Below are 24055 nucleotides of genomic sequence, written 5' to 3' on the forward strand. Positions count from 1 at the left end.
TCCGCACGATGTCCTCCGCGGAATGCCGCTTGCGTCCTGCCATGGTCCTCAGTGTCCCTTCTCGGCCCTCACCAGGCCAAACAAGGACTCTAATACCGATCGGTCTCATCTATAGGGGACGGCCCACAGTGAACGTGGCTTTGTCTTGTCGGCAGTGCCGATGAATCCGTTGTCTCCGGTTGTTGGTGGAATCGCCACGCGTCACGGACGATGTCGTGGATGTCGGATATTTGGGGTGTCCAGCCGAGTTCGCGGTGGGCGCGTTCGGAGGATGCGTAGAGGGTTGCGGGGTCGCCTGGACGTCGGGGGGCGATCTCGATGTCGAAGGGGACGCCGGTGATGTCTCGGATCGCTTGAATCACTTGGAGGTTGGTGAATCCGATGCCATTGCCGAGGTTGTAGATCTGGTGTTCGCCGGGGTGGATGGTGTCGAGGGCGAGCAGGTGAGCGCGGGCAAGGTCGGTGATGTGGATGTAGTCGCGTACGCAGGTGCCGTCGCTGGTGGGGTAGTCGTCGCCGAACAGTGAGAATTTCTCGGTGCGTCCGAGTGCGGCGTCCAATGCCAGTGGGATCAGGTGGGTTTCGGGGTTGTGGCGTTCGCCGATCATGGTTCCATCGCCGCAATCGTGGGCACCGGCGACGTTGAAGTAGCGCAGGGAGATCGCACCGAGTTCGTGAGCGCGGGTGTAGGTGGCGATAGCATGGTCGACGGCGAGTTTGGTATCGCCGTAGGTGTTGACCGGGTTCGTCGGTGACGTTTCGACCAGCGGCAGTTCGGTGGGTTCGCCGTAGACCGCCGCGGTGGAGGAGAACACGAGCTTGCGCACCCCGGCGTTCTGCATGGCATCGAGCAGGGCCAGGGAGGCGCGAGTGTTGTTGTCCCAGTGCCATTCCGGGTGCTGCATTGACTCGCCTGCGGCGATGAGCCCGGCGAAGTGCAGAACGGCCTCGAATCCGGCGTCTGGGGTGAGGATATCGGCGATGTCATGGACGCGGGATCGGATGAAGGTCGCTGTCCCGGGGATTTGGTGGTCGTTGTTGCGGGACAGATCATCGACCACGACGACTTCGTGTCCGGCGTCGAGGAGGAGTCTGGTGACGGTGGCGCCGACGAAACCCGCTCCTCCGGTGACCAGGAATTTCATCTGACCTGCACTTTCATCGCGAGTAGGTGGTCGTGGATGTTGTGGCGGTAGGCACGGAAGTAGTCTTCGGGGCTGGGGCGCGTGGCGCTGCCGGTCCAGCCTGTGATGCGTTGCCAGGTGTGCCGCTTCACGGTAGTCAACGCGTTCGGGTCCGGCGTCGCCAGCCAGGCCCGGGTCATGGCGCGTGCGAGTTCGTGGACTGCGCGGTGGTGGCGGGCGACGATGCGGCCGCTGCTGGTGGTGGCGTAGCGGGTGTGGTTGACCGCGTCGGGTCGTTGTCTGCCGAATTCGTGGTCGAAGCGGGTGAAGGCGCTCGCGAGGTAGGTCCAGAATCGCCCGGGATCGGCGGGTGGAGCTGTGGGGTGGCGGCGCCAGGTGAGTTCGGCGCGCATCTGTTCGGCCAGATGCGGTGCCATGGGGGCGAAATCGTGGTGGGCATAGGCACCGTCGAGCATCGCGGTCGCACGTAGCACCTTCATACACAGTCGGTTCACCGTGAGGTGGAAATGCGGTGAGGTGTTGCCGGTGCGCCACTGCTCGTGGATGTCGAGCCAGAAGTATGCCTGGGTGTAGTACAGCAGAATCTCGTAGGCGTCGCGGGTATCGAGTGTCACCGGCTCATGGTCGGGCAGTCCGTGCTCGGTGACGGCCAGGCCGAGATTCTTGACGTCGAATCCGAGCGAGGTCTGAACGGTTCGGTAGTCCCCGAGCGACATTGTCATGAGATCAACTGCGGTGAAATGAGTTTCGGCTTCCCGCTGTAAGGCGGGGATCGAGGTCGATGGTGCATCGCCGTAGTGCACGTAGAGGAAATCGACGTCGCTGGCGAGCTGACAGTTCCCGTCTGCCGTGACCAAGAATGTCGGTTCACCGCGGGCTAGTGAGCCACCGACGATCAGCCAATCGTCGGGCGGTATCTGCTGTCCGAGGTCGAGTAGTGCAGAGGCGACGCGCTGGGACGCGTCGGTGACTTCGTCGGAGTGGTCGAGGCGGTGGGTGAGGCGTTCGGCGAGGGCTGTGGTGTCCACGTCACCCCTCGGCGTCGTCGACGGATGTGGTGTGCGCGATGGTCGGGGTGGGCAGTGCCACGAGACCGGGTGTTGTGGCCGGGACGGGTATCTCCTCGTGGTCTTTCTTGGCGGTGATGTGAGGACACAGGGCTCCGCAGATCGTGCAGGGTGCGCCTTCTCGGAGTCCGTGGTGGATGAAGACGTTGCCCGCCAGGTCGGGGTAAAGAGCGTGGGTTTGCTGGATGTCCCAGGCGTTGGCTCGCCGAGCGACGCTCAGTGCGCGCTGTCGTGCCAGTTCGGCGGGAAATTCACGGGCGATGTCGAGGGCGGTGATGGCGACACGGACGTTGCGGATGGCTTCGGCGGTGTCGGTGGCGGTGGGCATGGCGTAGTGCTCGACCTGGGTGATGGATGCGAACATGTCTCCGCCGTGCTGACCAGCGGCGGCGACGCCGAGGGTGTTGACGATGCTGTCGAGGGTGACGGCGTTGTCGACGACCATCGGTCCGGCCAGCCACAGCGGTGCGCCGCCGAGGGCCTGCTTGTAGGCCGGGATCAGTTCGCCGATCAAGTTCAGCGGCATATGCCCACCGGCCTCGCAAAGGATCTGTACTCCGGCGGCCAGTCCGATTCTGCGGAGCTCGGCCAGCAGTTCGATCTCGCGCCACTTCATGTCATCGCCTGCGTCGGCGGTGGCGCCGGGCCGGAAGATATCGCCGAGGTCCAGGACGACACCGTATTGGCGGCAGATGTCGAGTATCCCGTCGAAGTAGTCGATCAGCGGATTGTCGCACCGATGTTTACGCATGTAGCGGGCGATCAGCCCACCCCCACGCGAGGTCGTGGGCATAATTCGCTCCGACTTCGCGCTCAGCTCGGCCAGAACCGGGTTGATACCCGCGTGGACGAGTACGAAATCCACCCCGGGCGCGAGACCGCGCTCGAATCCCTCTAGAAACTGGGCGCGGCTCAGCTTCTTGCGGTGGTCGGCGAACAGGTCATAGGTCAGGCACGCGCCCAACGGAACTCCGACGATATCCTTCAAATCGGCTCGCAGAGCGACGCCCTCGGGATTGGTGGTCAGATCCATGACCGCGTCAGGGCCTGCGGCCAGGATCACCGACATCGACTCGGTGATGGCCTGGCGATCGGTGTCTCGCGGGCCCAGCCCGATCAGGCCGGTAACTTTCCGGCGGGTGCCGGCGCCGACGAGCAGCGCTCGAAAGTCGCGCATATGTCTGCTGGCCTCGGAGCGAAGAAACACCATCGTGCCCTTGGCGACAGCCAGAGCCGCCGTTGCCGGGTCGATACTCTCCGTCGCGCAGGCCGCTACGAACTGGGGATCGGTTTCGAGGGTTGCTGTTGTGTCGGGCATGTCGTGTCCTCAGCTCATTCTTCGGATTGCTCTGAACTCGTGCGAAGTCGATCAAATTGACTGGCTAACAGTCAGATTCGATGCTTCAGAAAGCCGTGATGGTTGTTGTCTTCCGTACCGAAAGGCTTGCGCGTCCGACTCGGAATGGTTCGATGCGCGGGGGGTCGGCGGGTGGCATTGTTCGAGCCCGCGTCCGGTCGGAGATCATGAAAGTGCCTGCGGTCCGCGATATCCCGATGGCAGCTCGATTCGCAACGCCCGGATCTCGTCGATAAGGTCGGCGTAGCCCTCTTGGACCTGCGCCAGGCGCAGCGCGGCGTCGTGGAGGCGTTCGGCGCTGCTGCTGTGGCGCAGCGTCGAATGCGTGTGTGCATAGGTGTGGGCGACGTGGCTGATCACTTCGCCGAGAGAGTGGGTGTGGCGACGTGCGGCGGTCGGGCGGGGGAGATGGAGAATCGCCCATTCGTCGATAAGACCGATCAGGGTATGGATCTGGCCTTGCGTGACGGCACTGTCGAAATCCCGGGGGCGGCGGGTCACCGAAACCGACGCGGTCAGCAGCGTGGCGTGGAGATCGGACAATTCACGAGCCCATCCGATCAGCGGGGAGCTGCCTTCCCAGTGCCCGGCGACGGCGAGGAACAGTTGCCGGGCGTCCAGCAGACCCTCGGCAGTGCCCGCGTCGTCGCTGGTAGAGGCGGGATGATTCGGTCCAGGTTTTACTTGCGTCCGCGGTTCGCTGCGGTTGTAATGATCGAGCGGCAGAGGTTCGGTTGCGTTCGCCTGCATGGCTGGCGCTCCTCGTTGAGGTATCGGATGAAGTCACCCGGTGGCGAGACTCGTGGATCGGCCTCGAAGTGGGCGTTTCGTCAACTCTGGCCGCGCTCCGTCGACGATTGAAGCCACGTGGCTACCACGGAACATCTACGCTCGTCATATAGACGAACGTCGAACACGGGGGCGGCACCGATGATCGTTACCAAGTGGACAGGCGTCGAGGTCCGCGCCCTCCGCACAGCGGCGCTGCGCCTGACTCAGCTGGAATTCGCGGATACCCTCGGCTTCACCGTGGGAGCGGTACGCAAATGGGAAGGGCGACGCGAAACCATCGAGTTAGCAGGAAGATACGCCGCAGCGATGGACACCACGTTGCATCGCCTGACCGATTCCGAACGCGCCCGATTCGAGGCCGAACTGACCGGCATGGTCAATACGGTCCCTGCCCTCACCACCGAATCCTTCGAGCCCTCGTCGGCTATTGCCGCCAGAGTGCGCAATGTCGCGGAGTTGGACGCGGATAGGGATATCTTCGACATCTTGTCGCTGACGCTCGATGACGTCATCAAGCGATACGAATCGGAAGGACCGCTGCGGTTGGCACCGGCGGTTGTCGAGGCGCGGCAACAGATCGAGGTCATGCTCGGTCAGCGCCGCCACCCCGCGCAGCTCAAAGACCTATATTCGGTTGCTGCCCGCCTATCCGGCGTTCTCGGATACATGGCGGTCAATCGTGGACGGTTCGGGCACGCGCGGATGTACTGCCGCGAAGCCTTCGCGCTGGCCGACCTTCTCGAAGACAGCCAATTGCAGGCATGGGTCAAGGGCACCGAGAGTCTCTGCGCCTACTACCAGCACGATTACGCAACCGCCGTCCGTGCGGCTTACCGGGGGCTCGACCTGGCCCAAGGCGGACCACAGTCCATCCGCCTGTACTCGAACGGACTCGCCCGAGCGCTCGGCAAGGTCGGCGACCGAGATGGCGTCGCCGCCGCAATCGACGCGGCCACCGCCACAGCGGCTCGATTCGACACCGGCGTGGCGCTGACTCCCGCGTTGGATTTCGCTCCCTACAGCGAGGCGCGCCTCATGGCGAACGCGGCGACCGCCTTCCTGTCTGTCGGCGATCACGCCCGCACCCTCGACTACGGTCGCCGGGTGGAGGAGCGGGTCAACGAATCCGATTCCGTGTGGAGTCGCTCGCTGGTGCGAATCGACATGGCTGCGGCGCTGGCGGCCGGTGAGCACCATGACGTCGAACAGGCGGTAAGTCTGGGTGTCGAAGCGCTCGCGGCGTCCAGCGATCGTCCGATCCGCTCGGTGTGGCAACGTGCCCACGAACTCGGTGACATTATCGGGCCGCTTTCCGCCCGCTCGTCCGGTGACTACCTTGATTCCTTGCGCGAATGGAACGCTACAGCACAAGAATTCGCCGCGCCGTCGAGTTAGGTACCGAGGGGAACGACTGCTCGATCGGTCCACCGATAGCATCTGCCCTCGCGCCGCAGTTGCACCAATCGAACCTCGTTCACCGACGCGGTTACCGGTGGGAAGTCACGCAGTGCCTTCACATCTTCGATGAGTCGGCTCGCTGACTGTGGAGTGTTGATATATCCGATGCCGACGTGGGGGCGGAATTGCGATGTTTCCGAGAGTTCGGGACCAGAACGTTCTGCTGCGGTGGCGTCGCGAAGGGCGCTGTGCAGTGCGAGGAGGCCATCCCACGGGGTGACCGAGAAGCGCAATGCACTGCGAGACCCGGTGAGCGGGCCGACGTCGAGAGCGAACGGGGATATCTCGGCAAGGTGAGGACGTGCGGTATCGACGATAGTCGATAGTTGCGCGTCGGACAGGTCATCGGACTTGCCGATGCTGAGCATTGTCAGGTGCAGTCCATCGAGGGGTACGGGGTCGATGCCGTCGTCGGCGAGTTCCTTCTGGCATCGGCCGACGAGGTCGACCAATGCTGGATCATCGAAGGTGAGGTACCAGTAGAAACCGGATTGTTCTGGTGCCCAACGCTTCAGTGTCCAGTGATCGTCGACCCGCTCCAACTGGCGAAAGGCGGCCCAGTCGTTGTCACGAATGGCGAATGCGTCAGCTGTGGAAGCGGGTTGCAGTGGGGGAAACGGACGCTTCGATGTGGCGGTCATCGGTCGCGAGTGTACGGTTCACCGCCGATCCCCGTACCGGGACTGGTCTTGGCATTCAATCTGGTCGACAGTGACGGCAGGCCGGCTGGGGCCGCGATCACCACCGACGACGCGATTCTGGACCGCTACAGAGCGGCACGGCAACATCTGTGGGCCCTGGCAACTCCGTTCGAGAATTATGCCGTGGACCTTCACGCTCAGCAGTGAGCGATAGCATCGGTCAGGCGCGCGAGGCTCTCGGACGACGACTTTGGGAGATTCGACTCGGGCTCACCAGTTGCGCACCGCGCGACGCGCACGAACCAGCCACGGTAGGAGTTCCGAGTGGAGTGGATGACCACTGCCAGTTCAACCGAGGTCGCTGCCGCCGATGCTCGCGTCGCGGTCTTGCCGGTGGGTAGTTTCGAGCAGCACGGTGATCATCTGCCGCTCATCACCGATACCGTTGTCGCCTGCCTGATCGCGCAGCGTTTGGCCGACAGCTACCCGGTACTGCTACTGCCGCCGGTCACGATGTCCTGTTCGCATGAGCACGAGCAATTCCCCGGAACGGTCAGTCTGAGTCCTGAAACCTTGATCGCCGTCATCGGCGATATCCGTCGATCGTTGGCCCGTTCCGGAATAACAGCTCTGGTCCTGGTCAACGCCCACGGCGGTAATTATGTCCTGAGCAATATCGCCCAGGAGGCCAACACCGTCGGCCGAAACATCGTGGTCTACCCCGGTCGTGACGACTGGAACCTGGCGCGCAAGGCCGCAGGAATGGAGACCAACTCCCACGACGACATGCACGGCGGTGAACTGGAGACCTCGATCCTGCTGCACGCCGAACCCGCGCTGGTTCGAGCATCGTTCCGGCAAGCCGACCACGAGGCACCGGAGCGCCCATACCTGCACCTTTTAGGCATGGCGGGCTATACCGCGAGCGGAATCATCGGACGGCCCTCGGCGGCTACCGATGTCAAAGGCAAGGCGGCGCTGGATGCTCTGACGAAGGCATTCGAGGACTGTTTTACGCTGCTGACCGCCCATCTCGATTAGTGGTCGACCTGGCTCGGCGGGCGGAGCCGATGGGTTTCCACTCGGCGGGCGGATTTGTGCGGCGGAACGATCCTGACTGCGGGCTGTGTGTTCGTTGCACTGGCGAGTTATAGCCCGAGGTCTACGTCGGGGGAGGACCAAGGAACTGGTTCGTCGGGTGCGGAGTCGATGCCGGTATCGCCGTCGGCGTCGAGGACTGCCTGCGATATTGCTTCCGCGTAGTCCTGGTATTCGGGTGTGACGTTGCGCCGATGTCGCTGTAGGCGCCCGGTTTCGCGGGCGTCGGCTTCGACCTGGTCGATGGTGGTGTCGATTTTTCGTTGCCAGTTTTCGGGCGGGCCGGCGTCGACGACGGCGTTGTTGTGGGTGCGGCGTGCGTGTTCGCGGGACTGGGTGTGCTCGCGCTCGAGGCTGACTTGTTCGGTGATGAGTTCATCGATGCGGGTTTGTAGGGCGTGGCGGGTACGGAATTTGCGGGCGGGTGTCGTGTCGAGTTTCTCTCGGTGGGTGGTGAGTTCGGATCGGGTGGCGTGCAATGCGCGGGCTGCTGCGCGGAATTGTTCATCAGCGTCGCAGGCTGTTCGGATCGCCGTTTGCGCGGTGCTGTGGCGGGCGACGAGCTGTTCGATGTCAAGGTCATCGAGGGCGGCTTCGATAGCGCTATCGGCATCGGTGAGCGCGCCCTGTTGTTCGACATCCGTGACTGGCTTCGCGATTCGATCGGCGGTCGGGGCGGGCATCGGATCGTTCGACGAGGGTCCGTATTCCGGCATGATGCCGGTCGCGGGCCCGGGAACTTGGAGGTCGAGGCGAGACCACAGAGCGGCGGCAGGCATCTCATCGGGCAGTGGGCGCAGGGCAGCGGCGTGGCTGAGTTGCATAGCGACGTCGATTCCGGAGCACGCGGCGATGTCGATGCGGTCGGCGATGACGGGCCAGTAGGGGTCGGCCAGGATGCGAGGTTCGATCGCGGCGATGGTGTCGGCCCACTGGTGGACCGGGCGGGTGATGTCACCGAGCGCGGTCTCGACCTGACGATCGAGGTGGTGTTGGTGTTCTCGTTCGAGCCCGCTGTAGCGGGGTGGCCCGGTCGGGCGTGGGTCGGTCTCGTGGACGTGCAGACCGGCGCGCCATACCGCGAGGTCCGCGAGTAGTACGGTGTCAATGCCGAGCAGCGCCCGTGCCCATGGTGCCGCGGTCGCCGGTGCCCACTGTTCGACGTCGAGGCTGATCTGGTCGGCGAGTTCGGCGACGATTCGAGCCCGCGCTGCGACCTGGGTGTGGTCGGAGTCGAGACCTGTGGGGATGCCTCGTATCCACGGCAGCGGACCGGTACCGGTCGAGTGCATGCCGGTGGAGTCGAGTCGCCAATCCAACACCGCGGCCGGATCGTCGGCGGTGTCGAGTTCGCGCGCGTTTGCGGCGGCATGCAGTGTGGCGACGGGCTCGCGGCCGGAGACTGCGATCGTCGCGAGATGCTGGCGCAGGACCGGGTAGGCAGGGCTGTCGGTCAGATGCGTATGCATCGCTTCGGCAGCCGCGTCGATGCGTGCGAGGCCGTCGGCACCGAGAGCGTTTTCGGCGGCGACACCGAGAGAATCGAGGTAGATATCGATCGCGCGGCCGAGGCGAGCGCGCGGATCCAGGACGTCTCTCAACTGGGTGTGTGCCGATTTCTGTGCGCCATCACGCGCGAGAATCTGCACCAGACCTTCGACCGCGGTGCGTGGAAACGCGGCGGCGTCGGTCCAGAACGAGCCCTCTTCACCGTTCAGCGCGGTGGGGATGTAGGCGTGGTTGGCGTGGATTCCACGTGTCATCGCGACATACAACTGCTGGCGTGACTCGCCTCCGGTGAGCGCGACATGACACGAGTCGGCGGTTATTCCTTGCGCGGAATCGATGGTCGCCGCGTAGCCCAACCGTACGAACTGGGCGACGTAATCGGCGGGAAGACGCACAACTGGATCATTCAGGATCTCGCTCAGCCCATAGCTGAGATCGACACGGATCAACCGGCGGCCGACTTAGCCAGACCACCTACCAGTGAACAAATCCTCTTCAATAACTGACGCCTTCAGGAGTCGCGCCGCACTGCATCTGCGAACCGTCAACATAGCACTCCGGAAATTAGTTCAGTCTATTCAGTACCTGGAGCGCTATGTCTCGCGATGTGCGTAGGGTATGCCACTGCTGTAGCGTCACTCCCCATCGCTGTATACGAAAAGTGGGGGTGTTCCTTCAGATGAAATTTGCTGCCAATTTGTTTCCCATTTCGGGAGCGGCTCAAGGATAGACGCAGTCAATGGGCTAACTTTTCCCCAGCTCTCACGCGGTGGAAGTTGGTCGCCCTGGGTCTCGTGTGCAATATTGATTGCAATCTCGTCAATTTGGATGACCCTTGGGATAAGGACGCCTGGGCAGTAGATTGTTGAAAGCTCCCGTATTGACCTCATAGTGGCAACTAAGTCGCCATCTGCGGCCTCTAAGAGATGCAGGAATGAGTCATAATTGCAACTTAACACGGCATCTTCGGATCCCAGAGTGGGGTTATAGATATCCCACCACGTGAGTACGCACCCGGTCACTGATGTAGGTCTCGCCGGGGCCTCTTTTCCGAACAGCTCACGAAGTGGCCACGAGCCGTCAGCAATGGCGGCAGCGACGGTCTGGCACTGACGTATTGCCTTAGGGAAATTCACTCTCTGGTGGATAAAATTACGTGACTGTATGTTTGTTCTAAATTTGTCGTACGTTGTTTTCAGTTCAAGCACAACTACGCCGCCTGATTCTCGATCCAGCAGGACTAGATCTGCCTCTCCGATTCCCCGGTGTCGACGACGTGCTACCCAGGAAACTCTGCCGCTTCGAATCTGGGAGCCGAACCAATCCGCAGCGAACGCGAGGGTGCTGCCGACTGTTCGATCCCACGCACGAGAGTGGCGGCGCACCAAAAGGCTGAGGAACCCGAGGTCGGGGTGAAGCACATGAAATGCGAAGGGCCACAGTGCCAAAAACTCGCCACAACGCAAAAATGGTGCCTGCACTCCCCACTCGATCGCTTCCTCTGGTGTTACCGTATGCAAATCTGTTAATGAGTAAAAATGATCTACCTCTCCTGGGGAGATTTCTTTCGCCATGGCAAAGGAAGTCCATGATTCAAACAAATCGTCCTTGGTGTACCAGCGTTGATACTGATGCATCGCCGTGTCGATAATCCATGCCCTGAAGGCGGGGATCATTTCGAAATTTATCTCCGCCTCGGTGGCGAGAGTCTGCCAGCTATGACTAGCGCTCTCGCTGAACACTCTGAGGCTAAACATCCCAGCAGACAGCGCATAATCAGAGAGAGAGTCGCCTCCCTTAGTTACTGATTCCAGCAAGCTGGCGACTCCTATCGGATAGCGTGACCTCTCCGCGATGGCGCCTACTAGATGTAGCGCCGAGCGGCGTGCTGGCGGCGACAAAACAATCCTATAGCCATTCTCGTCTGAAAGTAGAGACCAAATACCCTCACTGAAAGACGCAATTACATGCGAATCGACATATTCTCGCCGCTCATACGAGAAAAGCTCTTCCGCGAAGGGGTCGGGAAAAATTGCGTGCTCGAAATATGGAACCGAGAATTTGTCAAATCGCTTTATGCAAGACACCAGAATTTGCCAGTTTAACGAATGATCGAGGGAACTGTAGCGAGGTACGTGATCCACTATCTCATTGCCAGCCGCGATCCCTCGATCGAAAAGCATCGGTACCACATAATTTGCTGAGGCGACATACTCGAACGGATCTAAGATCGGCGCGAGCCTCGTTCGATTCTTTTGTTGCTTCGCAAGCCCGTCAACAAGACGCTGCTGTAGCTCAGGTTCAGTTCGGCGCACCTGTCTACGGTGCCACACTTCGGCTATGGCCGGCTATCGAAATAGCGCACGGCCGCGCAGGGCACGGTTTCCCGACCGGCCCGTGCAGGCCGGACAACGGATCCGCGCACGCCGCGACGAACACGTCCCGGTTCGCGGTATCGACCAACTCGTCGATCGTCGCATCGGTCAGGCCCGCCGCCCGGATCACGTCGGGGAACTGGTCGGCGAATTCCGCGGTCGACTCGGTGCTCAGCACGATCGGCGGCGCGGCCTTACGTAGGAGGTCTGCTTGGCTGTTCTCGACGATCGTCTCGACCGCGTCGCGCTGCGCGGGTGTGGTCGCGGTGAGATAGTTGTCGCCCTCGACCCCGGGTGTGTGGTTGGGGTCCACGGCCGAGCGGCGGCTGCCGAACCAGGACTTGCGGTCCCGCAGCGACAGAAACGTGGTGCGGATACGGCGCCGGTCGATCCGCAACGGCGCGCCGTCATCGGCCAGCAACGACAGACCGGCCTCGTGCGCGGCCGGGTGACGGCATTGCACCCACCGGGAGAGCTGATTGAAGGTGAACCCCTCGGCGGTGACTCGGTTGTAGCGGGGCGAGTAGCGGGTCCACAGCTTCGCTCGTGTGTCCGGCGGGGCCAGGTCGCGGGTGAGCGTCGAGTGCTCGAGCCACTGTTCGAGCAGCCGCACGGACCTGCGGTTGAGGGTCACGCTCTCGGTGGTGGTGCGGCCCTTGAGATAGCCGAGCAGGATGGTGGAATCACCGGCCCAGTCCAGATCCTGCACGCCGAGCGCCTCGATGCCGTCCGGGACGATCCCGATGTAGGTGCCCAAGATCAACTCCACGTCTCGTACATACATTCGAGACGGGTCTGGGTGCAACACAGTTATCGATGGTCACCGACCGTCTGGCTCCCTATCGAGACACGACATCAAAGCGAAGAGAAAGCACTGCCTACAGCAACTTTTCGGCCACCACACGCCGAATAGTCCGTACAGGTAGCCCTGACTCATCGCGCGGCTCATCCCGGCCGCGTGCAGCGGGTAGATCGGATGGCGGCGCCCGCCCATCGTCACCGAGGTGTCGCGGGCGATCCGACCGCTTTCCTCGGCCGAAAATCCCACCGCGTGGATGTAGGGTCGCGGACCCAAATGTGTTGCACGCCATGTATCTAGGGGCTGGCCCTTGGCCTTGGCTGAACTTCTCTGCACTTTGCAAGTCGATGCTTGAGGTCCCGCGCGATGAGTCGGGGATCTTCAGGGTTGCGCTGAGCGTTCCGCAGGTCGCGAAGGCGCGACGGCGAGCTGCAAGTTGCCTCGGTGAAGCCAGTCAAGAAACCCCGGTGTCCGGGGATCTTGAGAGAGTGTGGTGAAATGTTCGGCTGTCCTGAGATACCTTGGTCATCGCAAACGGGAACGGAGGAGCAAACGACTACTACAGCAGGATCGTTGACGCCGTTGCTGGCTTTGATTGACAGCGTCGCAAAGTCTCCCGTCGAGTACGTCGTCGGCGGTGCCCGCCTTCTCGGCAACGATCGTGAGATTGCCGCACAACTTCTCGCCGAGGACTCGATGCTTCTTGCTTGTGGTTCTGCGCCAGCGCTCGACTGGTGGCGGTCGCGACGTGCCGGCGGTCCCAGCCAGACTGGCAGCAAACTCAAGTCCCTTGAGGCCATTGTCTCGATCGCGTTCGGGCTCCCCGCATCCGAAAAGAATACTGACCATATCCAGGGGCACATAGCGGAGCTATTCTGGGGACGGCTTATCGAGGAACGGAAAGTTTGTCGAGACGGTCGGAGTCTAGTTCAAGCTCACCCGGTAAAAATTGATGCCCTGGAACCCGGCGGTGATGGTCTTGTTGTGTACAAGGATTGTGACGATTCCCTGGTTTTTAGGCTGTGGGAGATTAAAAAGCATGATTCGACAAATAATGTATCTGCAACTATAGGTCGAGCAAGTAGTCAGTTAGCCGACCGGGGGCATCAGTACCTAGCGAAACTAGTCGGTCCGGCGACACTGTCAGCAACAGATCCTGAAATAGCGGACTTGTACGACAATATGATCGAATTATGGTACGACCGGAGTGAGCGTAGCGGGATCGGCGTTGCTATAGGCACTTCGGACCATCACGCGCCCGGGAGCCATAAATCTTTTGGCACCCTTAGGAAAAGATTTCCTGAGTTTACGAAGGCGACCCAGACTGAAGGGATTGTAGTTGCCATTCCTGACTTTCCGGGATTTGCCGAAAGGGTGAAGGAGATCGTGTGGAGCGGGCTTTAAGTATCGAATTGCTCGCTGGCGCACTCGGCGAACGGTCAGGTCTCCCAACGCCTGACGAATTGCAGGAATTGCTTGCGCAGGTTGAAGCTCAACTTATACTTCGGCGCGTAGAGATCGATTCGCAACTGCTGGCCGCAGCATGGTATCTGCACGGTGTAGCTTCGGTTAATGAGGCGCGCGAGAGGTATAGTCTGTTCCGTCAGCGTCAAGCTTTTCAGGTTAGTGCGCATATTTTCGATCTGGCGCTGAATATAGATGCTTGGCCTGCCGAACAAAGGCTTTCTTTTGGATTCGCGGCTGCGATCGGTTACCGTCGTGGGGGACTGGACCCGAATGCAACTGCCATCCTATCGAGGTTGCGCGCTGATATCCATATTGATATCGATCCAACTGGTCATTTGGAGACTCTTTCTCTAGAAGTTGGACTTGCCTTTCTTGGCTTCGAGACAAAGACGCTATTCCGTTGGCTGGCTCGTTGGCGAATTCAGATGGAAGAGATTCGTCGACCGCTTGAAGTGACTGATCTGACTGGTACCGTGTTTGGACCGACTCAGATGCTAATTATCGGTGTCGAAGACTTGCTTTATTACTTCGCTCGCGGCTACCCAAGTCGGCTGCGGCGAGGTAGGCAAAGACTGCGCTCTGTGGCTATGGGAGAGGCTGGTCCGGGTGACCTAAACGCCCGGTGGGTGGCCTCCCACTTGCTGCGGTTCTCTGACGAAGCGGCGCGTGGTTCATTGTGGGGACCTGACGTTCTTCCACCATCTGTACCAACGTTGGTCCGGGAAGCGTTCACGGTGGGAACTCCGCCGGTACTCACTCTGTGGGAACCTCAGCGTGAATTGCTGAACGGTACTAGATCTCCATTTGATCCAAGCATCCGCCGAATGGTGTTGTCTGTGCCGACGAGCGGCGGAAAAACGCTTGTCGCCCAATTGATTGCCGTCGATCACCTGTCCCGTACGGATCGATCGGTTTGCTACATTGTGCCAACTCGAAGTCTTGGTCGCGAAGTGCGGCGAGCGATGTCCAACCGCATCAGGATTTTGCAGAAAGAATCTGATAGCGATCAGCCAGACTTTCCGTTCAGCTTCGAGGACATCCTTTTTGGGTTGCAGTCATCTCCCCCGGCTGATGTGGAGGTAATGACTCCAGAGAGGCTTGGTCATCTAATTCGGCACGACGTAGACGGTGTTCTTGAGCGATTTGGCATGTTCATTTTCGACGAGGCGCAATCAATCAAAGATCCGGGCCGCGGGTTCGCCCTGGAGTCTGTCATATCTCTCCTCAACAAGTTGACCAATGAGACGGACCACAAAATCGTCCTGATCTCTGCGGCAATGGGAAATGCTGGCGAGATCGCTCATTGGCTAAGTCCAGGCGGGAACGCGCTGCTGCACAGATCTGAATGGCGCGGACCGCGACGGCTGCACGCTGTCTATACGACAGACGCCCAATGGAATACTACCCAAATAATCGGTAACGCCGGACGCACCTGGCCATTTCGTCACACGACCGACTTGACGGGTCTGATTAGAATTCGTATGGCGAATGGTCGCACCGTCAAATTATATGCAAATAACACCGACTGGAAACTTGTCAGAAAATCAAAGAACGGATACGCGTATGCGCGTGACTTGGAAAAAGACTCGGCGAAATCGACGAAAAACTACGTAATTGCAAGTCAAATGATAACTCGGCTAGGTCACGCGGGCTCGGTGTTAGTAGTTGCGGGCACACGCAAGCAAGCCCAGCAATTGGCGATTGCCCTGGCTGATGAGTTAGATGACAGGCCGGAAATGGCACCGCTAGTTGATTTCGTGCGACAGCAGATCGGGGACAACCATCCTTTGGTTCATACCCTTCGGCGAGGTGTAGGTTTTCATCATGCGGGTCTTCCCATAGAGGTGCTCGAGGAGCTAGAAGAGGCCGTCCGCTGTGACTTAGTGGCCTATCTGACCTGTACCTCTACGCTAACGGACGGAGTGAATCTTCCAGTCCGCACCGTTGTCATCTACGATCAGCCTTATCCGGGACAGAGTGAGGATAGTCGGCTGAGTGGTGCTCGCCTGGTGAATGCAATGGGTCGGGCCGGGCGCGCGGGTCGAGAAACCGAGGGGTGGATCGTTCTAGTGCGTGCAGCGGAGCCCAGCGACTCGGATTTTTCAGATCTTAACCCTGACGCAGAAACCCTCGCTGTTACTTCATCTCTAGTGAGGGATAGCGCCCTCGAAGCTGTCGCTCGCTTGGAAGAAGAATGCCGAGCGAGCGAGGATGCCATCTTCGAAGCGGTCGATGAGGTAAGCGATTTTATAAGCTTTGTTTGGCTGGTAATATCGATCGGTGAGGGGCGTGGTGAAGATCCCCGATCAGTGAATATAGATGGAATCGTGGCATCAACTCTTGCTGCCGAAAATTCGCAGTCGGCTTTCGATGCGTACAAAAAAATCGGGTATGTAGTCCATCGGCGATACCTCGCCAGTGAGACTGGTTCCCGGCGTCGATGGTCGAGAACTGGTACGACCATAAAATCGGCGCGCATTATCGACAGTCTAGCCGAGCGGATTTCGAATACGATACAGGCTGGCGCGGTCGAGGATGGCATAGATTTTCGAAACCCTTCCGTCGCGATACGTTCCTTTTCGTATATGTTCGGTGAGCTATTAGCGCTATCGGAAGCGTCAGAATGGCGCTTCCGGGCCACTGTGAAGGGCGCTGACCTCCCGGTAGATCTTACCTCCCTTTTGGATGATTGGATCTCGGGTCGGTCTCTGCCGGATCTGGCAGAAGACTATCTGGCCGGTGCGCCCGATCCTTCGTGGCGGATCGAGCAGATGGTTGATGCGGTCACTGGACATTTTCAGCACTATCTGTCGTGGACCATCGGCGCTGTAGTCGAGCTGGTCAACCTCCGTTTAGTGGACGCTGAGTGCCAGTTGCTGCTATGTCCGGAACTTAGCGGCTTTATACGATATGGCATTAACACAACAGTCGAGCTTCTGCTTATGACGTACGGGGTTCGCTCCCGTCGCCTTGCTCATGCCATCGGATGGTCGATTCCTTTAGAAATTGAACCTGCATACGAGGATATTCGTTACTTCCTAGCTCAAATGACCATATCGGAGTGGCGGCAAAACTATGGTGCTTCGTCGTCTGAAATTCTGGATATTTTGGAGTTTACACGTATTCGTAGAAGGAGTCTGCTAAAAGTTCTTCTGGAAACTGGGCAGGTCGCGATCGAGTTGCCAAATGTCGTTAAGGATGCGTTAAATAACGGTGCTCGTCTGTCTATCTCTCCCGCGTTGGATGAGCCTGAGCCGAGGCCGCTGGCTGTCTTTTCTGGGATTGAGCAAGTCGCTGATATTTCTTCTCAGGATCACACCGATGTCCAGGCGATCCTGGACACCGGTCTAAGCTTCGACATAAAACTTGACGACGATGGCTCGACGTTGCTGATCTCTCTGCCGCTAAGTGAAGATTGATCGGTGCATTAGATAGCTAATCGCTTCTCGTCACAGGTAGGCCAAGTTGAACCGTGCGGGTGATTCGTGTCAGTCGCTGCGCGTCGGATCTTTTGTCGCGTAGGCATTCGACATGTGCTGGGCACGCTCTGGTCGGTCCGCGAGGACGTGACCCGGCGATTGTTCGACGCGCTCTACACACCGATCTGCGTCGGCGGCGAACTCGATGCCGATCTCGCACCGCACGCACTGCACGCACAGGTACGCCAGCTGCGCGCCGACCACCCCGCACATCCCCGGTTGTGGGCGCCTTTCGTGCACATGGGGCCGTAACCCACCGATTCCGATGGAGATACACACCATGGACCAACCCACTCCCCTCCGGTATCACGAACGCACCGACGACGCGTTCTCGGATCGGGCGGTGACACTGTTCGAGCCCCGAACGACCACTGGCGGTTTCGTGCTGTTCGGCAGTTGCCCGCGCTGCGGGCACAGCATGGAATTCCCGTGGGTGGACGACACATATCGCGGGTCGCCCCAGCCCGCGGGCGGCGGCGCGTCGTGTCGATGCTGTGTACCTGCGGAGGCGAGCACGAAGGACGCGAGCCGGACGGATTCGGTTGCGGCGCATACTGGAACCTGGCGCTGGAGGACCGAACGTGACAACTCCGCCACGACTTGTCGCCAGCTACGGGGCGACCCCGCAGAACCGACAGGATGCGCAGAACGTATACCAGTCGGTTATCGCCGAACTGGACACCGTCCGCGCGATGGCGGACAACTGGCGAAAGGGCATCGCCGGACTGCTCGTGGCGGTGATCGGTTTCAGCTTGATCCGCGGCCGCACCGACCTGGACCGCCTCGACCAGCGCTGGGCGATCGCCGTCGCCGCGCTCCTGGCGGCGACGCTGATCATCGGCGGATTCGCGGCGTACCGCATCCTCGGCGCCGCCTACGGCAGGCCGAAGGCAGTCCCCCTGTTGCCGGGCCCGCGTTTCGACGGCCGAACCCGCACACCGACGACCAGACACGACCTCGCTCTGGCATCCCTTGCCGCCCTGCGCCAAGGGATACTGGCCGCGACAGGGGCGGTGGCCGCGCTCGCCACGGCGGTCGCCATCACTTGGTTCGGTCCCCCTCGGGAAGGACCGCAGCTGTCGGTCACCGACAGCGCTGGCGCGTCGTGGTGCGGCACCGTGAAGGAGTCCGGGCCGGGAACAGCGGTACTCGCCACTGCTGCGGGGACTGTCCGAATTCGCCTCGATACCGTGATGTATATCCGCTCGGTAGCGACGTGTCCACGTACGAATTGAGTCCAGTCGTACAGAGCTTTGCGTCACTATCACGCGATGTAGGGAGTCACGCAAGTCGCACCTGATGACCCAAGACGTGCCGCGCTACTACTCGCCTGTACTGCCCTGATCTGCGTCGGAGACACCTTGGACGAGGACAAGACGGTTGAGCACCTTATGGTCGCCGAAAACATTGCGGTTCAAAGTGCTGCCAGGGCTCCGTCGGATCTTCTGATCGAGGCCGCGACAGCGCTCGAGTCGGCGGGCGTGCGCTCCCACTCGCCAGCAGAGGTCGCGCGCCTACGCCACCTTGGTCGTTCTGGATCGGGCGACTGACCTGACCAATCGACGGGGGCTTTCCGAGTTGCGTTCGTCCACAACGTGGGGCGAGTGAAACTCGGACAACAGTCGATGCCTGTCTTTTGGTGAAGGAGCAGCGCTGACCGGCAGCGGGCGTTCTTATCGGATCCGCTGCTTCGATGCCGAAGTCGAAATCGTCGCGTACACGGTCACTCAACTCGGGGAAGATCAATAAAGATGCCGTCGTCCTCGGCGGTGCATTCGAGCTGGCAGGCGGGTCTACTCTATTTCGGAGGCTCGGCGGCGGCCACTTGCAGCATGTCGACCTCGTCCTCGCTCGCTGGCGGAAACTGGTCGGCGAAGTGTTCGTGATGAGCACGTGACGGGTTGCGCACGATAGTTCGCCTCCGCACTCGCCGACACGAATGGATCTCGAATATTGAGGCAGTCGAGTAATTGGGAGCGCTGCACTCTGCTCGGGTCGGTGCCGTGGCCTGCGGACCGCGACCGAGGCGTGATCGGCCGCGCGGCATCTGCCGTCGAATCGACAGATCGCGTTGGACTGTTGTGCCTCTCTCGAGTGCGGTGGGCCGGTCACGAGGAACGTCTACTGCTTTACGAAATCTGTGAAACCGCTTCGGTCGCCTACCGGGCGGTATCCCAGCTTTGACCTACCAGGGCCGGGCTGCGGTTCTCGATCAACCGCACCACGGTGTCGTCCGGGGTCGGTGTGGATTTCAGCAGCGCGCAGGCTTGCGCCGCCTGCGTGCGGGCGAATCTCGCTGCCGGGCAGCGCCGTGCCCCGATCCCGAAGGGCAGGAACCACTCCGGGCCCGAACCGTCGCGGCACCGGCGTGCGGGCAGGAACCGGTCCGGGGCGGACCAGCCCGCTGGATTGCGATGGATCAACCAGGGACTGATCAGCACGATGTCGCCGATATCGATCGGGATTCCCGGGATCGGCTCGACGACGCGGCGAGCGATCATGAAACTCGGGGGATACAGGCGCAAGACCTCGTCCTGGACCGCGGGCTGGGCGGCCGATTCGGCCGCGCCGAGCGCCAAGGTGCTCAGGACCGAGGCGCTCGTACTGCCCCATCCGGCGAGGAGCATGCCCCTGATCTCCGCGATGATCCGTTCGTCGGCCCATCCGCGCAGGCGAAGGGTTTCCACGAAACGGGACGAGTGGGCGGCCACCGTCCGCGACAGATGGTCGTCGAGCACATTCGGCTCGCCGGGGGGTGAGTCCTGCTCCGCGACAGCGCTTTCGACGTGCCGCCAGGTAGCGAAGACGGCCTCGCGCAGCGCGAACGAGGGATCGAGGTCTGCTCGGGTGCCCAGCAGTTGCGCGAGCAGCGCCCCGCTGAGGGCTTCGGTGAGCGCCCCGAGCGCGTTCTCGGTCGTGCCTGTGCGTGCGAAGCCGAGTTCGAGATGCCGACGGACGCTGTCGATGTCGGCGGCTTCGCGGCCGAGCGCGATCAGCAGGTCGGCTTTCGCCGCGCGCACCTGATCGTCGCGTAGGGCCCCCACCCCGCCGAGTTGGCGCTGGGATCGCACCGGACGGGATTTCACGCCGACCGTGGAGACCAGTATTCGGCGGGCGAGCGGATATCCGGCGACGATCACGCCGCGAACGCCGTCGAAGGTGGCCGTCGTGACATCGGGCATCGGTGGGCCGATGCCGTGTCTGATCGCGTGGAACAGCGGTACCCGATCTCGCATCGACAGGCTCGGTAGGGCGAGGTCGCGATCGGCCGTGGTGAACTCGCTAGGGACGGACATGTCCGCCGACTTTCACGCGCAGCAGGGTTCTGCCGCCGTCGGGAGCCAACGACGGCCCGCGGTGCAGCACCCGATGGTTGTCGAATACCAGGATGCGGTCCTCGGCCAGTTCGACCGACGAGGTTTCGCTACTGGCGAGGATCACCGCTTCGAGTTCGGCCAACGCCCTATCGGATAGCGATTTCCCCGCGACACGATGTTCGGCGAGCGCCGGGATCAGCCAGCGGTTCGCCTGGCCCAGCACGGGAGCCGACAGCGGCGTGAGCATTGGGAACTGGGTTCGCCACGAGTAGCGCTCGGTCGACAACCGCGCCGCGGTCTCGGGCGTGAGCGCCGCGATGACCGCCGCCCAGGTGAGAAGGCCCGTGGGAGCGGGCCTGCCGTAGCGGTCCGGCGTCAGTAGAGTGAGGATCTGCCAGCGGTTCGGGATTTCCCACGATGTGCTGTCGGTGTGCCACCGCAGGTTGTGGTCGAGAACGGCCTTCGTCTCGACCAGTGTCACCGCGCCACCCAACGGCCCGGTCTCGGTGGACCGGATTCCCCCGAGCGCCGTCGCGAGCATCGCCGTGACGTGGAGACGCCACCGCGGTGGGAATCCCGTGACGACACCGGCGGGATCGGGAGCCGGCGTGGAGGTCAACGGCCGGACGAAGTCGGCGAGTTCTTCTCGCAGTCCGGCGAGTTCGCGGCGGGCCGTGGCGAGCAGGCCGATGTGATCGTGAGGGTCGTGGGTTGCGGTGGCGGCCGCGACCCGATCGAGAAGGTGGCGGCTCGGCACCAGTTCGATTAGCATACGCGGCCGTCTAACCGAAGTGCCTGCGCAGTGTCGTGGTCACTTCGGCGATGGTGTCGGCTGTCGCGTACTCGGTGACGAAGACATCCAGTTCCGAGTCGTATTCGAGGCGCCCCCAATCGCCTTCGAACGCGGTCGCGATTCCGGTCAGCAGACTCAGTCCGAACGCCGGGTACGCGGCGTCGAGGGCATGGGACAGGAAGAACGCGAGGCTGCGTTGCCGGGTGGTGAAAGGGTCACGCTCGCGGTAGTTCTCCAGACTGAACTGGGGATGGCACGCGTCGAGCAGCAGTTTCGGGACCTTCCAGACCGGCATCACGATCCGATGCCCTCCGATGGCACGGGTCGGAATCGCCAGTGGTCGACGGCCGTTGATCAGCATGAACAACGCTTCGGCCAGCAGGTCTTCGCGGTTGTATCCGAAGGCCAGATCGGTGAACCCGCTGCGCGCCGCGAGCTTTCGTGCGCACCGCAGCACCAGGAAGGTGCCGAAGAAATGCAGAGCCTCGTGGCCGAACGCGGTCTTGAAATCCGCGTAGAGTTCGTCGAGGGATGTGGTGATCGAAAGCAGTTCGGCGATCTGCGCGGAGCGCAGGATCCGATGGGGAATGCCGAGTTCATGGCACAGCACATCGGCGCGGACCGCGGCCTCTTCGGCGAACACCGCGTCGAAGACCAACGTGAACGCGTCGATCCTGGTGGGATCGATGGCGGAGGCGAGTCCGTAGGCGAGGGCGTTGCTGTCGCCGCCGCCGGACACTCCGAAGACGCACCCGCGTTCGGCGAGCCCGTACTGTCGGGCGAACTCCGACACTTGATCGGCGACCAGTTCTCGGGCCTCGGTGCTGCCGAGTACCGTGACGCGTTCCTGCGCCCGCCCGTCCGCGTCCGCGTGGATCTGTCGGAAGCCGACTCCCTGTTCCACCGCGCCTACCGGCGCGGTCTCGTCGCGCACGGGCAGGATGGTCGGGTAGAGGGTATTGCGGATCGCCCTGATGACGACTTTGTCGGCATCGGCGGGAATGGCGGCCAACTTCGTCGTCAACGGGATCGGGACCGCGGTGTCGGAGTCGAACAGATAGGGCTGGAACATGGTTTCCGGCAGCCGCATCGCCGCCAGCGCTTGACCGATGGTGAGGTGTCGGAGGTCGAGTTCTCGGCTTCCCAATACGTCTTCGATGAGGAACTCGGTGCCGAAGAGATCACTGGACATGGCGTTGCCTCGTTCACTGTGGAAGTTCTGCCGTAGGCCGAGTCCCAGAACTCGGCCTACGATCCTCGATCAGACCTGGGCGGTCAATGCCGAAGCACAGAGCACGAATTCGACCTTGCCTTCGGTCATCCGGTCGAAACCGAGATCGGGCAGAGTGGCGAACACTATGTCGGCGGCGGTGCGCGGGTCCGCCTCTGTGTGCGCGTTCTCGACGAGAGTGAAGGTCATTTCGACCCCTTTCGATGAATGACGTTGCCGTGAGCGGTTTTCGGCGACAATCAATCGTATCGGGAAATCTCGTGGGTCGATGTGCATCGATCGCATGACAATCGCTGCGAGGCTGATTGTTTCGGAGACAGCGGGACTGTTCTCGCCTCAGATGCTCGGCGAATCGCTGCGCTGGCCGTCTGAGTGGGTTCCTGCTTGGCTGTCAATCGGGGTAGCCGCGTTCAGAGAGCCCGATTGCACCGCATGCGGTGCAAGAACGGTCGGCTCGGCCGGTGGGCGAGGCTATGTGGCCGGTGTGCATCGACGCCATCGTGTTCGACGTACGTGCTCTGGCGCAATCTTGGTGATGGCCTGATTCGGAGCGTCGCTGCTGGATCTCGGGCGGATCCAGGTAGCTCTGGCAGTCGTTTTCGGCGATATTGCTCGGAAATTGTTGCTGCACTTGAACGGTGTGGTTGCTGGTGAGATCCGTGATGAGTGCGGCGGCGGTCTTGTCGAGGTGGCAGTTGCCGGATCGAATGCGTGGTACCTGAGATGCAAGCAGTTTCTGTGCGCGTGGATCTTCCTGAGGTACAACAGGAGATAGGGTGTCGCCGCGGAGTTCAGGGCAGAGCCCACCATGTATTTTCGGGGCAAACCTCGGAAATCGGGCTTTCGCGAGCAACCCGAGGCGTGGGAGCGGAACTGCTGGCAAACTTAGAAGCGGCGAACCCTCAGTGTCTGATGGAGAGGAGATGGGCGCATGGCCTGCGGCAACAATCACATCTCACGCGCGTACTTGTCCTCCCCGCCGGCCCCCGTGGCGTCAGCGGCGACAAATTTCCTCAAGACACCACAGGCTGGAAAGCAGACGTGGAGGCAAAGCCTCGGCGACCGCGGTGAATCACTCGTAACGCGACTGCTGGTCGAGGCCCAACAGCACTCCGTCATCTTCCAGCACACCCCCGGTGAACGATCCCAAGGAGTTGACATCGTCACCCTCGACCCGAACGGACGTCTCGTCGTTACGGAGGTCAAGACGACTGCTGCGAAGGAGTACCGCGCGCCACGCACAAAGCAGAACGTCGGCGACCACCAACTCGACGCGGTGTGGACTGCCAAGAACCTGAGCGAAACAGGACTCGTAACTACCGGTCCCGAGGCAATCGGCACCGAGGCCGATCAAGTCGTTCGTCAGTTGGCCCAGTTCGACGTAGTCAGCGGAACAGTTTCATTCTGGGAGGTGGACGAGAGCGGCCAGCGTTCGGGGAGCAGCCCAACCGAGGTGTGGGATGCAAGCCTCTTCGAGGACCTCGATTGATGTGCCAGCCGGGCCCTTACTTCTCGACTGGAATCCGT

Annotated in this window: 20 protein-coding genes; 8 read left to right on the top strand and 12 right to left on the bottom strand. The window is 61.4% G+C overall.

Annotated features, from left to right (window positions below; all coding sequences use genetic code 11):
- Window positions 1-89 precede the first annotated feature (89 nt).
- From galE to JZ792_RS32385, 4 genes are all read right to left on the bottom strand, one after another.
- Window positions 90-1145: a UDP-glucose 4-epimerase GalE gene (gene galE, locus JZ792_RS32370; protein WP_216916691.1), complete on the bottom strand. Its 1056-nt coding sequence runs from the start codon at window positions 1143-1145 to the stop codon at window positions 90-92.
- The gene (locus tag JZ792_RS32375) at window positions 1142-2173 is read right to left on the bottom strand and encodes a nucleotidyltransferase family protein (RefSeq protein WP_216916692.1); all 1032 of its coding nucleotides are present in this window, start codon (window positions 2171-2173) and stop codon (window positions 1142-1144) included. Before JZ792_RS32375 ends, galE begins: the two co-directional genes overlap by 4 nt.
- 1 nt (window position 2174) lies before the next feature.
- Window positions 2175-3530, bottom strand: a complete 1356-nt coding sequence (locus JZ792_RS32380; protein WP_216916693.1) for a phosphomethylpyrimidine synthase ThiC — start codon at window positions 3528-3530, stop codon at window positions 2175-2177.
- 204 nt (window positions 3531-3734) lie between these two features.
- On the bottom strand, window positions 3735-4319 hold the full coding sequence (locus tag JZ792_RS32385; protein WP_216916694.1) for a hypothetical protein: 585 nt from the start codon (window positions 4317-4319) through the stop codon (window positions 3735-3737).
- Window positions 4320-4499: 180 nt separating this feature from the next.
- Between JZ792_RS32385 and JZ792_RS32390 the strand changes: the two genes are divergently transcribed.
- Window positions 4500-5756: a helix-turn-helix domain-containing protein gene (locus tag JZ792_RS32390; protein WP_216916695.1), complete on the top strand. Its 1257-nt coding sequence runs from the start codon at window positions 4500-4502 to the stop codon at window positions 5754-5756.
- On the opposite strand, the gene JZ792_RS32395 is transcribed toward JZ792_RS32390, so the two are convergent.
- Window positions 5753-6460: a 2'-5' RNA ligase family protein gene (locus JZ792_RS32395; RefSeq protein ID WP_216916696.1), complete on the bottom strand. Its 708-nt coding sequence runs from the start codon at window positions 6458-6460 to the stop codon at window positions 5753-5755. The two genes, JZ792_RS32390 and JZ792_RS32395, sit on opposite strands and share 4 nt — an antisense overlap.
- A 9-nt stretch (window positions 6461-6469) precedes the next feature.
- Between JZ792_RS32395 and JZ792_RS43300 the strand changes: the two genes are divergently transcribed.
- Entirely contained in the window at window positions 6470-6667 is a 198-nt protein-coding gene (locus JZ792_RS43300; RefSeq protein WP_368858171.1) for a DUF6879 family protein, read from the top strand.
- 126 nt (window positions 6668-6793) lie between these two features.
- On the top strand, window positions 6794-7501 hold the full coding sequence (locus JZ792_RS32400; RefSeq protein ID WP_216916697.1) for a creatininase family protein: 708 nt from the start codon (window positions 6794-6796) through the stop codon (window positions 7499-7501).
- A 107-nt stretch (window positions 7502-7608) separates the two neighbouring features.
- On the opposite strand, the gene JZ792_RS32405 is transcribed toward JZ792_RS32400, so the two are convergent.
- From JZ792_RS32405 to JZ792_RS32415, 3 genes are all read right to left on the bottom strand, one after another.
- Window positions 7609-9462 carry a C-terminal helicase domain-containing protein gene (locus JZ792_RS32405; protein WP_216916698.1) on the bottom strand — a complete coding sequence of 618 codons (1854 nt, stop codon included), beginning with the start codon at window positions 9460-9462 and terminating at the stop codon, window positions 7609-7611.
- A 240-nt stretch (window positions 9463-9702) separates the two neighbouring features.
- Complete coding sequence (locus JZ792_RS32410) at window positions 9703-11382, bottom strand: hypothetical protein (protein WP_216916699.1); 1680 nt, start codon at window positions 11380-11382, stop codon at window positions 9703-9705.
- 4 nt (window positions 11383-11386) lie between these two features.
- Window positions 11387-12211 (bottom strand): hypothetical protein, encoded by an 825-nt coding sequence (locus tag JZ792_RS32415; RefSeq protein ID WP_216916700.1) that lies wholly within the window; start codon window positions 12209-12211, stop codon window positions 11387-11389.
- Between the two features lie 474 nt (window positions 12212-12685).
- Here JZ792_RS32415 and JZ792_RS32420 point away from each other — a divergent pair, with 474 nt between their 5' ends.
- The 4 genes from JZ792_RS32420 (at window position 12686) to JZ792_RS32435 (ending at window position 18422) form a co-directional block, all read left to right on the top strand.
- Window positions 12686-13645: a hypothetical protein gene (locus JZ792_RS32420; protein WP_308165542.1), complete on the top strand. Its 960-nt coding sequence runs from the start codon at window positions 12686-12688 to the stop codon at window positions 13643-13645.
- Window positions 13630-17127 (top strand): DEAD/DEAH box helicase, encoded by a 3498-nt coding sequence (locus JZ792_RS32425; protein WP_216916701.1) that lies wholly within the window; start codon window positions 13630-13632, stop codon window positions 17125-17127. Before JZ792_RS32420 ends, JZ792_RS32425 begins: the two co-directional genes overlap by 16 nt.
- A 66-nt stretch (window positions 17128-17193) precedes the next feature.
- The gene (locus tag JZ792_RS32430) at window positions 17194-17439 is read left to right on the top strand and encodes a CHAT domain-containing protein (RefSeq protein WP_308165543.1); all 246 of its coding nucleotides are present in this window, start codon (window positions 17194-17196) and stop codon (window positions 17437-17439) included.
- A gap of 329 nt (window positions 17440-17768) precedes the next feature.
- Window positions 17769-18422, top strand: a complete 654-nt coding sequence (locus tag JZ792_RS32435; RefSeq protein WP_216916703.1) for a hypothetical protein — start codon at window positions 17769-17771, stop codon at window positions 18420-18422.
- Window positions 18423-19346: 924 nt separating this feature from the next.
- Here the strand turns inward: JZ792_RS32435 and JZ792_RS32440 are convergent.
- The 4 genes from JZ792_RS32440 to JZ792_RS32455 all read right to left on the bottom strand — a co-directional run bounded on the left by JZ792_RS32440 (window position 19347) and on the right by JZ792_RS32455 (window position 22717).
- Window positions 19347-20483: a cytochrome P450 gene (locus JZ792_RS32440; RefSeq protein ID WP_216916704.1), complete on the bottom strand. Its 1137-nt coding sequence runs from the start codon at window positions 20481-20483 to the stop codon at window positions 19347-19349.
- Complete coding sequence (locus tag JZ792_RS32445) at window positions 20470-21276, bottom strand: TauD/TfdA family dioxygenase (protein WP_216916705.1); 807 nt, start codon at window positions 21274-21276, stop codon at window positions 20470-20472. The genes JZ792_RS32440 and JZ792_RS32445 overlap by 14 nt, the downstream gene beginning before the upstream one ends.
- Before the next feature lie 10 nt (window positions 21277-21286).
- Window positions 21287-22489: a tRNA lysidine(34) synthetase gene (locus JZ792_RS32450; protein WP_216916706.1), complete on the bottom strand. Its 1203-nt coding sequence runs from the start codon at window positions 22487-22489 to the stop codon at window positions 21287-21289.
- Window positions 22490-22558: 69 nt separating this feature from the next.
- Complete coding sequence (locus JZ792_RS32455; protein WP_216916707.1) at window positions 22559-22717, bottom strand: hypothetical protein; 159 nt, start codon at window positions 22715-22717, stop codon at window positions 22559-22561.
- A gap of 742 nt (window positions 22718-23459) precedes the next feature.
- Between JZ792_RS32455 and JZ792_RS32460 the strand changes: the two genes are divergently transcribed.
- A complete protein-coding gene (locus JZ792_RS32460) occupies window positions 23460-24017 on the top strand; it encodes a hypothetical protein (protein ID WP_216916708.1) in 558 nt (185 codons plus the stop codon).
- The last annotated feature ends 38 nt before the right edge of the window (window positions 24018-24055 follow it).

The sequence above is a fragment of the Nocardia noduli genome (assembly GCF_019038455.1).
In the GTDB taxonomy this organism is placed as follows: domain Bacteria; phylum Actinomycetota; class Actinomycetes; order Mycobacteriales; family Mycobacteriaceae; genus Nocardia; species Nocardia noduli.